The organism is Amycolatopsis sp. NPDC104863, assembly GCF_055582965.1.
Genome location: NZ_JBVJOW010000001.1, coordinates 918173 through 933822, shown reverse-complemented (window position 1 = coordinate 933822; position 15650 = coordinate 918173). Strand labels below are relative to the sequence as shown.

General features: G+C 70.1%; 12 protein-coding genes. 3 read left to right on the top strand and 9 right to left on the bottom strand.

The window, feature by feature from the left end:
- Nucleotides 1-25: 25 nt before the first annotated feature.
- Together helR and ACZ63J_RS04125 are read left to right on the top strand one after the other, a co-directional pair.
- Nucleotides 26-2185 carry an RNA polymerase recycling motor ATPase HelR gene (helR, locus tag ACZ63J_RS04130; RefSeq protein WP_465399993.1) on the top strand — a complete coding sequence of 720 codons (2160 nt, stop codon included), beginning with the start codon at nucleotides 26-28 and terminating at the stop codon, nucleotides 2183-2185.
- A gap of 82 nt (nucleotides 2186-2267) precedes the next feature.
- Nucleotides 2268-2867, top strand: a complete 600-nt coding sequence (locus tag ACZ63J_RS04125) for a hypothetical protein (RefSeq protein WP_465341010.1) — start codon at nucleotides 2268-2270, stop codon at nucleotides 2865-2867.
- A 14-nt stretch (nucleotides 2868-2881) separates the two neighbouring features.
- On the opposite strand, the gene ACZ63J_RS04120 is transcribed toward ACZ63J_RS04125, so the two are convergent.
- Entirely contained in the window at nucleotides 2882-6418 is a 3537-nt protein-coding gene (locus tag ACZ63J_RS04120; RefSeq protein ID WP_465399820.1) for a tetratricopeptide repeat protein, read from the bottom strand.
- Nucleotides 6419-6640: 222 nt separating this feature from the next.
- Between ACZ63J_RS04120 and ACZ63J_RS04115 the strand changes: the two genes are divergently transcribed.
- Nucleotides 6641-8128 (top strand): toll/interleukin-1 receptor domain-containing protein, encoded by a 1488-nt coding sequence (locus ACZ63J_RS04115; protein WP_465399821.1) that lies wholly within the window; start codon nucleotides 6641-6643, stop codon nucleotides 8126-8128.
- Here the strand turns inward: ACZ63J_RS04115 and ACZ63J_RS04110 are convergent.
- The 8 genes from ACZ63J_RS04110 to ACZ63J_RS04075 form a co-directional block, all read right to left on the bottom strand.
- On the bottom strand, nucleotides 8088-8312 hold the full coding sequence (locus ACZ63J_RS04110; protein ID WP_465399822.1) for a hypothetical protein: 225 nt from the start codon (nucleotides 8310-8312) through the stop codon (nucleotides 8088-8090). The two genes, ACZ63J_RS04115 and ACZ63J_RS04110, sit on opposite strands and share 41 nt — an antisense overlap.
- Nucleotides 8313-8379: 67 nt before the next feature.
- The gene (gene groL / locus ACZ63J_RS04105) at nucleotides 8380-10071 is read right to left on the bottom strand and encodes a chaperonin GroEL (protein WP_465399823.1); all 1692 of its coding nucleotides are present in this window, start codon (nucleotides 10069-10071) and stop codon (nucleotides 8380-8382) included.
- A 10-nt stretch (nucleotides 10072-10081) separates the two neighbouring features.
- Nucleotides 10082-11107, bottom strand: a complete 1026-nt coding sequence (locus ACZ63J_RS04100) for an NAD(P)-dependent alcohol dehydrogenase (RefSeq protein WP_465341016.1) — start codon at nucleotides 11105-11107, stop codon at nucleotides 10082-10084.
- Complete coding sequence (locus tag ACZ63J_RS04095) at nucleotides 11104-11823, bottom strand: iron-sulfur cluster assembly protein (RefSeq protein WP_465399824.1); 720 nt, start codon at nucleotides 11821-11823, stop codon at nucleotides 11104-11106. Before ACZ63J_RS04095 ends, ACZ63J_RS04100 begins: the two co-directional genes overlap by 4 nt.
- Nucleotides 11820-12857 carry an amidohydrolase family protein gene (locus tag ACZ63J_RS04090; protein WP_465341019.1) on the bottom strand — a complete coding sequence of 346 codons (1038 nt, stop codon included), beginning with the start codon at nucleotides 12855-12857 and terminating at the stop codon, nucleotides 11820-11822. Before ACZ63J_RS04090 ends, ACZ63J_RS04095 begins: the two co-directional genes overlap by 4 nt.
- 48 nt (nucleotides 12858-12905) lie before the next feature.
- On the bottom strand, nucleotides 12906-13280 hold the full coding sequence (gene mimD / locus ACZ63J_RS04085) for a propane 2-monooxygenase effector subunit MimD (protein WP_465341021.1): 375 nt from the start codon (nucleotides 13278-13280) through the stop codon (nucleotides 12906-12908).
- Entirely contained in the window at nucleotides 13277-14446 is a 1170-nt protein-coding gene (locus tag ACZ63J_RS04080; RefSeq protein ID WP_465313867.1) for a ferritin family protein, read from the bottom strand. Before ACZ63J_RS04080 ends, mimD begins: the two co-directional genes overlap by 4 nt.
- Nucleotides 14447-14463: 17 nt before the next feature.
- Nucleotides 14464-15507 (bottom strand): FAD-binding oxidoreductase, encoded by a 1044-nt coding sequence (locus ACZ63J_RS04075; RefSeq protein WP_465399825.1) that lies wholly within the window; start codon nucleotides 15505-15507, stop codon nucleotides 14464-14466.
- Nucleotides 15508-15650 lie beyond the last annotated feature (143 nt).

The following is a 15650-nucleotide window of genomic DNA, read 5'->3' as shown; positions in this document are numbered from 1 at the left end:
GCTGTTGTCCGAACACGAAGAGGGAATCTTGTCTCAGGGGTACGAAGAAGAGCTGCGGGCCGAACGCGGCTACGTGGCGGGGCTCTACGCGCGGCTCGACGCCGAGCGCGCGCGAGTGAAGGGCGAGTACGAGGCGGCGTTGCGGGGCGACGGCGCGGGCGCCATGGAACGCGACGTCGGCGTGCGCGCGCTCGGCCGTCAGGTGAAACGGCTGGACGTCGTGGACAACGGGCTGTGCTTCGGACGGCTGGACGCCGTCTCGGGCGAGGTCTCCCACATCGGGCGGATCGGCCTCTTCGACGAGGAGGACGAGTACCGGCCGGTGCTGCTCGACTGGCGGGCGCCCGCGGCGCGCCCGTTCTACACGGCCACCGGCGCGAACCCGGAGGACATGCGGCGGCGCCGGCAGTTCCACACGCGAGGCCGGCGGCTGCTCGGGTTCACCGACGAGGACCTCGGCCGCCCGGACGCGCAGGCGCAGGGGGACGCGGCCCTGCTGGCCGCCGTCAACGCGCCGCGTGGCGAGGGCATGCGCGACATCGTCGCGACGATCCAGGCCGAGCAGGACGAGATCATCCGGCTCGACCACCCGGGTGTGCTCGTGATCGAAGGCGGGCCGGGCACCGGCAAGACGGTCGTCGCCCTGCACCGCGTCGCGTACCTGCTCTACACGCAGCGGGAGCGGATGGAACGCCACGGCGCGCTGGTCGTCGGGCCCAACCCGGCGTTCCTGGACCACATCGGCCGCGTCCTGCCCTCGCTGGGCGAGACGGACGTGGTGTTCACGACCGCGGGCGGCCTCCTCCCGGGCCTGCACGTCACCGCCGAGGACACTCCGGAAGCCGCGCAGCTCAAGGGTTCGCTGAAGATCCTCGACGTGCTGAAGGCGGCGGTCGCCGACCGGCAGCGGTTGCCGGCGGAGCCGATCCCGATCCAGCTGAAGGACGTCACGGTGCGGATCGACGCCGAGACCGCCGAGTGGGCCCGGCAGGAGGCGCGTGACAGCGGGCTGGCGCACAACGAAGCCCGCGCGACGTTCACCGAGATCATCACCTACGTGCTCACCGAACGGGCGATCGGCCGGATCGGCCGCGGCTGGCTCAGCCGGGACGACAAGGAGGAGTGGGAGCAGTTCCGCGCGGGCCTGCTCGACGAGCTCGCCGAAGACCGGAAGTTCGCCGCGGCGCTCGACGAGCTCTGGCCGGTCCTGACACCGGAGGGCCTGCTGTCCTCGTTCTACTCCTCCGCCCCGGCGGATTCGGCGTTGCACCGGGCCCGCGGTGACGCCTGGACGGTGTCGGACGTGCCCCTGCTCGACGAGCTGACCGACCTGCTGGGCCACGACAAGACGGCCGAGAAGGCCGCCGAAGCCGCCGCCGCGCGGGAACGGAAAGCCGAGGCCGAGTACGCCGAAGGCGTCTTCCAGACGATGAAGCTCGACCGGGAGGAGATGGACGAGGACGTGCTGCTCTCGGCCGAGAACCTCCTCTACGCCGAGGACCTGGCCGACCGGTTCGTCGAGCACGACACGCGCAGTCTCGTCGAGCGCGCGTCAGCGGACCGGGACTGGACCTACCGGCACGTCGTCGTCGACGAGGCCCAGGAACTGTCCGAAATGGACTGGCGGGTGCTGATGCGGCGCTGCCCGGGCCGGTCGTTCACGGTGGTGGGCGACCTCGCCCAGCGCCGCTCGGCGGCCGGGGCGCGGTCGTGGGACGCCATGCTGGCGCCGTACGTGCCGGGCCGCTGGGCCTACCGCTCGCTGACGGTCAACTACCGCACGCCGGCCGAGATCATGGCGGTCGCCGCCTCGGTGCTCGCGGACTTCGCGCCGGAGGTCAAGCCGCCGGAGTCGGTCCGGGCGTGCGGCGTCCCGCCGTGGTCCCGGCGGGTGACCGCGGACGAGCGGGCGGCGGCGATCGAGGAGTTCGTCCGCGAGGAGGCCGGGAAGGAAGGCACGAGCGTCGTGATCGGGCCGCCGGGGGTGCCGGGCACGGTGCCCGCGTCGGAGACGAAGGGCCTGGAGTTCGACGCGGTCCTGGTGGTGGAGCCGGCGACGATCCTCGCCGCCAGCGCGGCCGACCTGTACGTGGCGCTCACCCGGGCGACCCAGCGGCTCGGCGTGCTGCACGAAGGCGCGTTGCCCCCGGCGCTGGCCGGGCTCGCGGAGGTGGTCCGGAGCTAGCCACGGCCGGCCCACGGTTCGCCGGCGGGGAGCGCGGGTACGTTGCCGACGCCCGCGCTCCCCCACCGCGAAAGGCGTCCCGATGCAGCTTTACGCCGAACGGCCGATCCGCCGCACCGCCCAGCTCCTGGCCGACCTGCTCGCCCTGCTGGTCGTGGTGGTCGCGGTGTGGCTCGGGACCACGGTGTACGACGAGGTCATGAAGCTGCGCGCCCCGGGTGACGGGCTCGTCGACGCCGGAACGGGGCTGCGCGGCACGTTCGACTCGGCGGCGAACTCGGCCGGCGGCCTCCCGCTCGTCGGCGACGCCCTCGCCAAAGCGCTCCACGGCGGCTCCGACGTCGGCACCAAGCTCGTCGACTCGGGCCGCTGGCAGATCGAGGCGGTGGAGAACCTGGCCTGGTGGATGGCGGCGGTCATCATCGCGCTGCCGGTGCTGACGCTGCTGGCGACGTGGCTGCCGCTGCGCTGGCACTTCACCCGCCGCGCAACGGCGGCGGCCCGGTTGCGGGCGCTCGGGGACGAGGGCCTGGATCTGCTGGCGCTGCGCGCGTTGGTGACCCAGCCACTGCGCAAGCTGGCTTCGGACGGCGAAGTCGCGACCGGCTGGCGGGAGCGGGACCGCGACGTCATCGAGAAACTGGCCGGCCGCGAGCTGGCCAGCCACGGCCTGGTGACCTGAGCTCGGTCAGGCCATCACGGGGTGAACCGCGTCAGCGAGTGCATCGACTTGATCAGCCCCTTGGCCGCCATCGCCCAGGTGCGCTTCTCCGCCATCTCGTCCCGGAGGGCTCTGGCGGTCGCGAAGGCGGGCTTCGGGTTGTTCAGGACGGCGGCGAGTGCGTCGCCCCACCGCAGTGCGTTTACCTGTTCGTCGTCGACCACCGGAAGCACCCGGGTGCTCAGCTCCACCGAGAGATCCCCTCGCTCCTCCTCGAGCAGCGCCCCGAGCCCGCTGCGCTTGCTCACGATGGTCGGGACGCCGGCGGTGATCGCCTCCAGCCCGACCAGGCCGAACCCTTCGGCACGCGACGGCATCACGACAACGCTCGCCTGGTGCAGGTCTTGAGCCAAAGTGGACACCAACGGGGAATAGGGGCGGGGAACGACGCGCAGCGAGGGCGATCCGGCCCAGGCCCGGACCGCGTCCGCCAGTGCTTTGCCTTCCTTGGCTTCCACGCCGCGCAAGACGAGCTCGACCTCCGGGTCGTGCGTACCCCGCTGCTGGCAAGCGTTCCCCAGCGCCCGGGCAAGCAGGTCCACTCCCTTCAGCTTCGCTTCGCGCCGCGTGAGCCTGCCGACCAGGAGCACCCGGACGGTGTCGCTCGGCGGCGGCAGCTCGACGACCCGGTCCGCGACGTCGAACCCCGGGTCCAGGCGCAGTGCCGCCGTGTCCGTGGAGCCGTGCAAGCGGTCCCGCAGGTAGTGGTGCAGGACCGGGCCGACCCCGACGGCCAGATCGGCTTTGCTCGCCAGCTTGAACTCGGCCAAGAACCGTCGTTCGGCTTCGGCGGTGGGATCTTCGTCGAGCTCGTGCTCCTTCTCGAACTCGACCCGGTCGGAGATCACGTGGAAGAAGTGCAGCAGCTTCGCCTCGCGAAAGTGGTCCTCGACCAGCCACGAGGCCGGCTCGCCGGTCTTGCGTCCGTGCCCGATCACGACATCCGGCACCGCGCCGTCCAGGCCCAGCGGCGGCCGGGACAAGGCGGTCTCGGGGCGGTCGAGCGCGGCCGGCGGGTGGACCAGCGTCACGCCCGTCGCCGCCGCGTCCTGGCGCTCTTCCGCTGAAGCGAAGGGAATCGAGCAGTACACCTCGACGTCCTCCGCGGCCAAGGCCCGGCACAGCTGCCGGTTGAACGTGCTCAAGCCGCCGTTGCGCGACTCCCATTCGGTGTTCACGGCGAGTACGCGCAGCCGGCGGCGAGCGGAGGTCCTGACGGGTTCGCGCGCGTCGCCGGACTGGTCCGCCGACTTTTCCGGCGGACCCTGCACTGGACCTTCCGCCCGCAACCGCTCGACGTCCGCGTTCGCCCCGACCTCTTCGTAGAGCGCGATGGCCGCCGCGCGGTGGGCGGCCGCGTCCACCAGGTCGCCGATCGCGGCGGCCACCCTGCTCAAGCCTTCGAACGCCACCGCCTCCTCCCGGGCGGCCCCGCCGTACCGGGCTCGCTCCACGGCTTTGCGGTAGCGGTCACCGGAAACGGTCACCTTGCCCAGCTTCAGTTCCGTCTCACCGAGGTAGGACAGCAGCTGGGCGACGTCACCGTCACGGAACTCGAGCTCGCCGAACTCGGCGAGGGCGCTCAGGAAATGCTCCTCCGCCTGCTCCAGCTGCCCCAGCCGCAGCCGGCAGCGGGCGATCAGATCCAGCGCGATCGCGGCGTTGAACCGCTGCCCTTCGGCGCGGTAGAACCGCCACGCCGTGTCGGCCAGTTCGACCGCGACCTGACAGTCGCCGCCTTCGAAGGCCAACCACGCGTGGTTGGCCACGACGTTCATCTCGCCGTGCTGGTCTTCGGCGGCGACGAACTCGGCCCGCGCGCGCTCGTAGCGGTCCATCGCCTCGTCGCGCTCACCGAGCTGCCCGCGCGCCAGGCCGAGCCCGTTCAGCGTGACACCCATCGCCTTGTGGTCCTTCGTGCGGACCGCCGATTCGTGCGCCTGCTCGAAGCAGGCGATCATCTGTTCCCACTGCTTCGTGGCGTAGAAGTACTCGCGGAGGTTGTAGGCGAGCTTCCAGCACTCGGTGTCGTGACCGTGGTCGGCCATCTCCTGCAGCAGCGGCAGGAAGTTGTCGGCTTCCAGGTCCATCCACTTCTTCCCGGCCTCGGGATCGAGGAAGACCGGACTGGTGACCGGGGTCGACGGCGGGTCCAGCGGGATCCGGTAGCGGTGCTCGTTGGTCCGCAGGTTGGCCGCGGCCGCGGTGTGCAGGAAGTACTCGAACAACCGACGGCGGCCTGCGACGGCCTCGCCTTCGGACAGGATCCCGGTCTCCGGGCGGCGCAGGTGATCCCGCAGCATGTCGTGAAGGCGATAGGCGTTGTGCGAGTGCCATTCGAGCATGCCGGACCGGATCAGCCCGTCGAGCAGCTCTTCGGCGGCGGCCGGCGTGATCCCGGCCAGGGCGCCGGCCGCGTGCGCGTCGATCCGCGGGCCGGGGTGCAGGGCGGTCATGGCGAGCATGGCCTGTTGCGCGTCGGACAGCGTCGCGCAGGACGCCGCGAACACCGCGGCGATGCTGCGCACCCCGTCGTCGAATTCGCGGGGCCGGGCGGCTTCGTCGGCCAGCCTGGCGGCCACGTCCTCGAGCCGCCGGGCGGGGTTGTCGCGGAACCGCGACGCGACGATGCACACCGCGAGCGGCAGCTGATAACACAACCGGGTGATCTCGGTGATGACCGCCCGATCGCCGCGCTCGTCCGAGCCCTGGCGCAGCTGCGCCACCGAGCGGAAGAGCTCGGCGGCGGCGGCGGGAGCCAGCGTCCGCACCTGGCGGTGGAACGAGGTGCCCAGGGCGGTCAGCGGCTGCCTGCTGGTGACGATCACCGCGGAGCGGCCGTTCGGCGGCAGCAGGCGCACGAGCTCCTGAGCGCTTTTGACGCTGTCGAGGATCAGCAGGACCCGCCGGTTCACCAGCTTCTGCCGCAGCAGGGCCGCCCGGTCGTCGGTGTTCCTCGGCACCAGCTCGCCGGGCACACCCAACCGGCGCAGGACGCGGTCGAGCGCCTCGTCCTCGGCGATGGGCTTGCTGTCCGGGTTGTAGCCCTGCATGTCGAGGTAGAGCCGGCCGTCGGGGTAGTCGTCGCGCAGGACGTCCGCGACCCACAAGGCGATCGCCGTCTTGCCGACCCCGGGCAGCCCGTGCAGCACGCACACCTGGGCCGCCTGCCGCCCGCCCACCTCCTTGAGGTGTTTCGTGAGCGCCTCGACCTCGGCGTCACGCCCGATCAGCCGGTTCGGACCGGCGGGCAGGTCGAACTTCGGCTCGGCCGACATCCGGCGGTCGCCGACCGCCCGCCGGGCCGCCACTCGGGCCAGCTCGTCGCCGGTTCCGAACACGCGGTCGCACGCGGCCGCGAACGTGGTCGTCGGCGGTGACTGGCCCTGCTCGACTCGGCTGACCTGGGCCTTGCTGTAGTGGATGAGGTCGCCGAGGGCCTTGGTGGACAGACCGGCCCGCAACCGGAGTTCCCGGACCCGGCCACCGAAAGTCGCCCCGTCTTCGCCCACTTCGCCTCCTCCGGCCGCTCGGTCCCGCACCACGTGGTTCCCATCATCGGCCATGGCCATCGGGCCAAGGATCGCGGCGGTGGCCCATCGGCGTTACAAACTGCGAAGGGAACGATGTAACGCCGCCACACAGCGTGATCGCTGGTACAAATGGGCGAAGCCTGAGGACCAACGCCCATGACGACGAGTGAGCAAGTCGTCAGCCCGAAAGGACCGAACGACTTGCCTGAACCCAGATACGACGTCTTTTTGTCCTTCGCCGGCTCGGACCGGTCGATCGGCCGCCGGCTCGCGAACGACCTCAGCGCCTACGGAGTGCGCGTTTTTTTCGATGAGAAGATCGAATTGTTTTCGGGTATCACGGAGAGCATCCGGGAGGCGTTGAGCACGTCGAAGACGCTGCTCGCCTACTACTCAACGGCCTATGCCGACCGAGCCGCTTGCCAGCACGAGCTCATGCTCGCGATCTTGGCCGGCGAGCAGGAAGGGGATCCCTGCGGGCGGATCATGGTGCTCAACCCGGAAGCGCACACCGAGCACCTGCGTCCGATCCAGCTGGCCGACGCCAAGTTCGCGATCACGGACGACGGCGAGCTGGTGCGCGCGATCGCCAAGCGAGCCGCGGCGGTCGACACCCCGATCGGCTCCGCCCTGCCGGACTCACCCCCGTCGTGGCACGCGCAGCGGGTGGGTCCCGTCCGCCGGTTCCTGGGGCGCTACCAGGAGCTCTGGGACCTGCACACGGCGCTGCACATGGCGGAGTTCCCGTTGATCGACGAGACCGCCTGCGGCGCCTTCGCCGCGGTGTCCGGCTTGCCGGGCGCGGGCAAGACGGCCTTGGTGACGACCTACGCCTGGCGATTCGCGGCGGCGTACCCGGGCGGTGTGCGGTGGTTGAGCCTCAAGGGCGCCACCGCGGAGCCCGGCGAACTGCGACGGCGGCTCGAGACCGCGCTGATCGACCTCGACCCGCCCCGGCCGCGCCTGCTCGGGCGAACGGCCGCCGGACGGACCCGCCGGTCCGCTCGGGCGTCGCCGCGCTGCCTGTGGGTGGTGGACGACGTCCCGGCGGGAGTCGGTCCCGAATTGCTCGAGGCTCTCCCGCTGCCCGAATTCGGCCGCACGCGGGTCATTTTGATCGGCGAAGACGACGAATTCCGCGACGACCTCCCGGTGGTGCGGGTCGGCCCGCTCCCCCCGCACGACGCGGCCGCGCTGTTGGACGCCTATCGGGTGCCGGATGACGACGAAGACAGCGTCGCGCGCGACGAGCTCGCGGCCCACCTGGGTCATCACGCCGCTTCGCTGGTCACCGTCGGCAAGCACCTCTGTGATCGGCACGGCCTCGCTTCCTACCGCACGTTCGCGGCCGACCTGGCGATCACCGGATCGCTCGCCGGGGCGATCCTGGCGCCCGCCAGAGGTGTTCTCGACCGGATGACACCGGACGAGCGGCTCATCGTCCTGCTCGCCGACCGGCTGAGCACGACGACCTTCTCGGCCGCGAGCGTGGTCGACTTGAACGACCTCGCGCCGTTCGACGTGGGCGCGACCCTGAAGATGCTGCGTGACCGGTCGGCCGCCGTCCGGGTCGGCACCGACTGGCACCTCGATCCGAACGTCGTCCGCGCCGCGCACAAGGTGTCCCCGCTCCTAACGAGCCGACGTCTCAGCGCGGGCCCTGCTTCCGGCCCACCGAGCGGCCGATGAAGTAACCCAGAAGCAAGCCCACCACCAGGCCGATCGCGACGAAGAAGATCACCGTCGCCGCGGCGATCTTGCCGACCGTGCCGAGGAAGCCCTTGGCTTCGAGGTCGGTCACCGTCGCCAGGGCCTGGACCATCGTGTAGTGCGTCATGATCACCAGCGTCGCACCGGACGGCGTGGCCCGCACGACGTGAAGGTCCCCCGCCGGCGCTCAGGACACCGGCGGGGAGACCCCCACACTCCGCAGGCGGTCCTCAGCCGACGGAGGGGCCCATCCCGAGGGACTGCGGCGTGCTCGCGTCGGGCGAGGGCTGGTGCAGGCCTTCGTCCAGCGGGCCGAACTCCGTCATCAGCGCCGCGCTGCCGCCCCACGGGGTGGCTTCCTCGGCGATCAGGGAGTTCGTCGTCAGCAGCAGCCCGGCCACCGAAGCCCCGTTCTGCACCGCCGAACGGCACACCCGCAGCGGGTCGACGACGCCGAGCGCGATCATGTCGCCGTAGCGGTCGTGCAAGGCGTCGAAGCCCTCGTCGTTGCCCAGCTCGCGGGTGCGCGCGACGATCTCGTGCGCCGGGTGGCCCGCGTTGTGGGCGATGAGGTAGGCCGGTTCGGCCAGCGCGCGCCGGACGATCTCGACCCCGATCGCCTGGTCGCCTTCCAGCCCGAGACCTTCGAGCGCCTTCTCGGCGTGGAGCAGGGCCGCTCCCCCGCCCGCCACGATGCCTTCCGCCATCGCCGCCCGCGTCGCCGACAGGGCGTCCTCGACGCGGTGCTGCAGCTCCTTCAGCTCCGCCGGGGTCGCCGCCCCGACGCGCACCACCGCGACCTTGCCGGTCAGCGCGCCGATCCGCTCGGTCAGCACGTCCTCGTCGACGCCGAACTGCGCGCGCTCGAGCTCCGCCCGCAGCTGCCCGACCCGGAACTCCACCGCGCCGGCCGAACCCGCGCCGCCGACGATGGTCGTGTTGTTCTCGGTGACGCGGACCTGCTTGGCCCGGCCGAGGTGCTCCAGGGTCATCGTCTCCATGCTGAAGCCGGAGTGCCGCGAGAGCACCGCGCCGCCGACGATGGCCGCGAGGTCCTCCAGCTTGTGCAGCCGCCGGTCGCCGAACCCGGGCGCGCGCACGGCCACCGACTGGAAGGTGCCGTTCACGTGGTTGTGGATCAGCATCTGCAGGGCCGTGCCCTCGACCGTCTCGCCGATCACGACGAGCGGCCGCGGGTCGCGCATCACCTTGTCCAGCAACGGCATCAGCTGCTGCACCCTGGTGATCTTCTCCGCGCACATGAGGATGTACGGGTCGTCGAGCACCGCCTCCAGCCGGCCCGGGTCGGTGACCAGGTACGGCGAGAGGTAGCCGTTGTCGAACTCGAAACCCTCGACGAAGTCGACGCTCATGCCGATCGTGGGCGACTCCTCGACCGTCACCACCCCGCCGTCACCGACGGTGTGCAGGGCCTTCGCGATCACCGCGCCGACGACGTCGTCGTCGTTGGCCGAGATCGCGGCGACTCGCGCGTAGTCCTGTTCGGACACCACCGGGTGCGCCTGCTTCTCCAGGTGCGCCACCAGCAGCCCGACGGCGTGGTCGATGCCGCGCTTGACGAGCACCGGGTTGCCGCCGCCCGAGATCGCCCGCATGCCTTCGTGGACGATGGCCTGGGCGAGCACGGTGGCCGTGGTGGTGCCGTCGCCGACGACGTCGTTGGTCTTGATCGCCGCTTCCTTGACCAGCTGCGCGCCCATGTTCTCGAACTGGTTCTTCAGGTGGATCTCGCGGGCGATGGTGACGCCGTCGTTGGTGACCACCGGCGAACCGGTGATCTTCTCGATGATCACGTTGCGGCCCTTGGGGCCGAGGGTGGACTTGACCGCTTCGGCCAGCTTGTCGACGCCCGCCAGCAGCAGGTCGCGGGCGTCCGAGCCGAACCGCAGTTCCTTCGCCATGTTCCTGCTCCTAGGGTGTGAGGATGGCCCGACCGCGCACGCGTCCGGCATCGAGGTCGGCGAGTGCGTCGAGAGCCGCGTCCAGCGGGTACTTCTTCGTGTGGAGCGTGACCTTCCCGGCCTGGGCGAGCACCATCAGCTCCACGAGGTCGTTGTAGGTGCCGACCAGGTTGCCGATGACGTTCCGCTCGGTCGAGATGATGTCGATCGTCGGGATGTCGATGTTGCTGCCGTAGCCGATGACGAAGTGCGAGCCGGCCCGCCGGGTCATCGCGAAGGCGTCCTGCTGGGCGCCCTGCTCGGCGACGAAGTCGAGCACGACCTCGGCGCCGTCGCCGCCGGTCAGGTCGAGCACGGCGTCGACCTGCTTGCCGTCGCCCAGCACCGTTTCGTCGGCGCCCAGCTCGGCCGCCAGCTTCAGCGCGTCGGCGTTTCGGTCGACCACGATCACGCGGGTCGCGGTGAGCGCCTTGAGCGACTGGATGCCGATGTGCCCGAGGCCGCCGGCGCCGTTGACGACGCAGGTGGTGCCCGGGTACAGCAGCGGCACGGCCTTGCGGACCGCGTGGTAAGCGGTGATGCCCGCGTCGGCCAGGGCGGCGACGTCCTCCGGCTGCGTCGCCGGGTCGAGCTTGATGCACGCCCGCGCCGACGTCAGCAGGTACTCGGCCATGCCGCCGTCGCTGTCGATGCCCGGGAAGCTCCCGTTCGGGCAGTGCATGTCGTCACCCGCGCGGCAGGCGTGGCACAGCCCGCACGTCGGGGTCGGGTGCAGGATGACGGTGTCGCCGACAGCGACGTTGGTCACCGCCGGCCCGACCTCGTGCACCCAGCCCGCGTTCTCGTGCCCGATCGTGTAGGGCAGCGCGACGCCGGACTTCTCGGCCCACTGCTCTTCGATGATGTGCAGGTCGGTGCGGCACACGCCGGCGCCGCCGATCTTCACGACGACGTCGAAGGGCCCGGTGGCGCGCGGCTCCGGCACCTCTTCGATCACCGGTTGCTGGTGGTACTTCTGCAGCCGCACGGCCTTCATCCCGTGCCCTCCTCATCCGAAGTCAGCGAGTACCGCGCGCGCAGCATGCCGCGGCACACGCCGGAGTTGGCCTCCATGCTCGTGCGGGTCAGCCGGGCGAAGGCCAGGTGGCGCTTCGCGTCGGCCGGGGCCACCGCCGCCCCGGTCGCGGGGTCGAGCAGCAGCGGATCGCCGTCCTCGGCGGGCAGGCCCAGCTCACGGCGCCGGGCGCGCAGCCGCTCGAGGTCCGGCCCGGGCGGGACGTCGCCGAGCGTCAGCGACCGCGGGTCGCGCCCGCCGAGGGTCCGGCAAACACGGTCGGTGCCGGCGAGCACGGCCTTGCGCACGAAGTCGTGGCGCAGCGTGTCGAGCTCGTCGACCGCCTCACCCTCGAACGACGCGACGAACCCCTGCCGCGCCGCCACCCCGCGGTTGATGACGTCGGAGGCGAAGTGGTCGTCGAGCCGGATGTCGAGCCCGGTCAGGCCCGGCACCCCGGCGACGGCGTCGTAGGCGTCCGCGACCATCAGGAACGCGAAGTTGGGCGCGCAGAAGTAGGTCGGCAGCCGCAGCCGGATGACGGCGTGGCCCGCCGCGCTCACCTCGCAGCGGGCCACGAAACCCAGGTCGGTGAGGGGTTCGTCCAGTTCGGGATCCCGGACGGTTCCGAGAGCCGACCACACTGTCGCGTAATCGGCGTGGCCGGCCCGGACACCCCGTTCGTCGAGAGCCGTCATGAGTTCGGCACGCCGACGGGCTCGACGTTCTCCGGCGCCGCCAGCTGCAGCTCCTTCGGCACGTCGATGTCGTAGAGCCGGGCCGCGTTCAGGCCGAGGATCTTCTTCTTCTGGTCGACCGTCAGCGGCGGGAAGTCCGACAGGTCGTCGTCACCGGGCATGTTCCAGTCGACGAAGCCCTCGACCTGCCACTTGGGCTCCCAGATGGCGTAGTCCGCGCCGAAGATCAGCTTGTCCTCGCCCAGCCAGAACATCAGCTCGCCCATGACCTTCGCGAAGAACTTCGGCCGGGCGTGCATCAGGCCGCCGACCACCACGGCCAGCCCCGCGTAGACGTTCCGCTCCTGGGTGGCCATGAAGCAGAAGTCCTCGATGCGCGGCAGGCCGACGTGCTCGACGATGAAGTTCAGGCCCTGGAAGTTGGTCGCCACGTGGTCCACATCGGACACGTCGAAGGCGTCCTTGTCCAGCGGCCAGATCGTCGGGCCCTTGTGGATGTGGACGTTCTTGACGCCCAGCTCCTCACACTTCTCGAGGTACTTGGCCGCTTCCGGGTCCTTGAGGCTCCAGCCGCGGGAGTCCCCGCGCCACTCGGCCGTGTAGAGCTTGACACCCTTGCAGCCGTACTTCTTGACGCGTTCCTCGAACGCCTTCATGCCCTCGTCGCCTTCACGCGGGTCGAAGGTGGTGTTCACCAGGAACTTGCCGGGGTGCTTCGCGGCCAGCGCCCCGTCGGCCTCGGTCGTGTTGAACCCGTTCGTGTACCACTGCCGCAGGTTGGTCGGCTGGAAGATGGCCGTGTCGACGTGCCCGACCTCGAACAGGTCGTGCATCATCAGCTCTTCGGAGTACTTCTGGAACCGGTCGATCGGCCAGTGCGTCTCCTTCGGGCCGAGGCCCTGGTAGGCGTGGAAGCACTCGATCCAGCCCTTGGCGTATTCCTCCTGCCCCTTCACCCAGTTGTCCGGGCTGGCGTCCCAGAAATGGGTGTGGGCGTCAACTACGAAATACTTTTCGCCGTCTTTTTCGTACACGGTGACCCTCCTGAGCGGATCGAGTGCTTCCTTGCTTGCTGCTCTGAACTACTTGGTGATGACCTTGAGGTCGAAGTCGAGGTATTCGGCCGCGTCCTCGGGGTTGGCGAACATGATCGTGCGGTCGTCTTCGTGGATCATCCGCCCGTAGTGGGTGGACATGCTCTCCTCGAACTCGGCCGCGTTGAACCAGCCCTCTTCCTCGCCGGCGGCCTCGTCGACCTCGGCGTAGACGAGGTCGGTCCGGCCCTGCGCATCGACGCGGATCATCGAAGGCAACGGCGTCACGGTCACGTTGTCCTTGCTCGCCATGACTTCCGCGATGATCGCGCCGACCTGGTTGTTCATCAGCGTGAAGCCGCACATGTTGGACGCGGTGTTGTTCGTCTTGTACGGGCTTTCCGCGGTCTTGAAGACAGTCACTGGCTCAGCTCCTCCGGTGCTTTGAGGCCCAATTCGGACAGGATTCCGGCGAACCGGCTCTTCGCCCGGTCGAGACCGTCCTCGAACCGGATCGGCTTGGCGTCGGGCTGCGACCACAGCGGCTGCAGGGCCCGGGCGGCGGCGATGCTCTTCGGCACCCACTCCTCCAGCCACTTCTGCAGCAGCGCCTGGTTGTGCCCGGCGAACTCCTTGTCGTTGATCAGGAGGTGGAACATCGCCTTCGTGTAGCGGAGGTCGCGTTCGGAGAAGTCGAACTCCTCGGCGCCGATCAGCGTCGGGGTGACGAAGTCGCCGTTCGCCGGCGCGGCCTGCTGCACCAGGTTGCTGCGGAACAGCTCGCCGACGAGGGGCTCGAAGACGATGTTCGCGGCGAAGATCGCCTCGCACCAGTCCCAGATCCCGGTCAGCTGCTCGGCGGTCTCCCGCACGCCCTGCCAGGCCGGGTCCTCGGCCCAGGTCGTCAGGTGGGCGCTGCCGTCGAAGCCGTCGACCTCTTCGGTCAGCGTCAGGTTGTACAGGGCCAGGTCCTGCGCCGCGCGGATCCGGTGCATGCTGTTCACCGAGATCGCGTTGTTGTGCATGTTCGTCGGCGCGCGCCGGTTGGCGTTGGCGTACAGGTAGAGGCCGAGGCCGTGGTCGACGTGCATCCAGGCGCCGACGTGCTTGGCGACGAAGTCGACCCAGTTCGGGTTCCACTGCTCGAACGCCTTGGCCTGCCGCGCCGCGTCGATGTTCTGGTTGAGCTGGCGCACCACGTTCGCGTTGTACCGGTAGAGAGTGAGCTCCCACTCCTCGTTGGGGTCGCGGAACTCGTGCCAGCCGTGGGCGGGCCAGTCGTAGCCCTTGCCGCCGGAGCCGGGGCTGCGCTCGGGCACCGGCCGGTCCGAGCCCCACGCCTTCAGCGCGGTCCACTCCAGCGGGTAGCCGCCCTTGCCGTCGGCGAAGGCGTAGAGCCAGCCCTGGGACAGGTAGTGCCGCGGGTCGGGCTGGACCTCGACCGTGACGTCCTCGTAGTGGCTCTGCTTGCGCTTGGCCGGGGTGAAGTAGTTGTACCGGCGGGCGTCCGAGTCCGGGAAGACCTTGGCGCCCGCTTCGGCGTCGGTGAACGTCGGCTTCGGCACACTGCGTTCGGAAGTGGCTGTCATGGGATCCGTCCTCTGTCTCAGGCGTCGGATTCGCCCGTGGTGGTGAACTTGTCGTAGAAGACGCGCTTTTCGGCGACGCCGAGCGCGGGCAGCAGTTCCAGCGCGGCTTCCACCATCGGTGGCGGCCCGCAGACGTAGGCGTCGGCGCCCTTCAGGTCGAGGCCAGCCCGGCGCAGGACGTCGGTGATCAGGCCGGTCTCGCCGTCCCAGCCGTCGTCACCCGGCTCGGAAAGCGCTGGCACGTAACGGAAGTCCGGCAGTTTCTGCTCGAGCTCCCGCAGTTCCGCGTGGAAGCAGAGGTCCGCCTCGCGGCGGGCGCCGTAGTAGTAGGTCGCCTTCCGCTCGATGCCGCGTTCCGCCATGGACCGCAGCAGCGACAGGATCGGCGCCATCCCGGCCCCGCCGCCGACGAAGACCAGGTCCGCGCTCGGGTTGTCCCGCAAGGTGAACACCCCGAACGGGCCGGTGATCCGGAGCTGGTCGCCGACCGCGACATCGGCGTCCAGGAATCGGGAGAACAGCCCGTCGGGGTAGATCTTGACGACGAACTCGAGCAGGCCTTCGCGGGCCGAGGTGTTGGCCATGGAGAACGACCGGGACTCCTCGGTGTCCGGGATCGCGAAGTCCATGTACTGCCCGGGGAAGAACTTCAGCGACCGGTCCGCGTCCGCCAGCTTGACGACCAGGTGACGCAGGTCGTGCGTGACGTTGTCGTTCGAGACGACCTCGACCGTGACCTCCTGGATCGGGAGCCCGGACTGGATCATCTCCTCGTCGTAGTTGAGCAGCTCGATCGTGAGGTCCTCGTAGGCGTGGGCCCGGCACAGCAGGGTGAAACCCTCCTCCTTTTCGTAGTCCGGGAGCGCGAAGGTGGAGTAGCGGTCGTGTTCGACGTCGTCGCCGTCGAGGATGAACGACTTGCAGGCCGCGCACTGCCCTTCCTTGCAGCCGTGCATGAGCATGACGCCCTGCTCGGCGGCGGCGCGCAGGATCGTCTGGTCCTCGGCGACGTCGATCTCGATCCCGACCGGCTCGAACCGGACGCGGTGTTTCTCTGACATGCCAGCCCCGTCTCGGTGCGGGGCCGTGGGGGGTTTGGGGGGGGGGGAAAACACCCAACAACCACCACCAGTGGTGGGGGGTGCGGGGCTTTTTGGTGGTCCGGGGTCTCGGGGGGCCCTGTGAGGTTGGGTGTGGCCCAAAA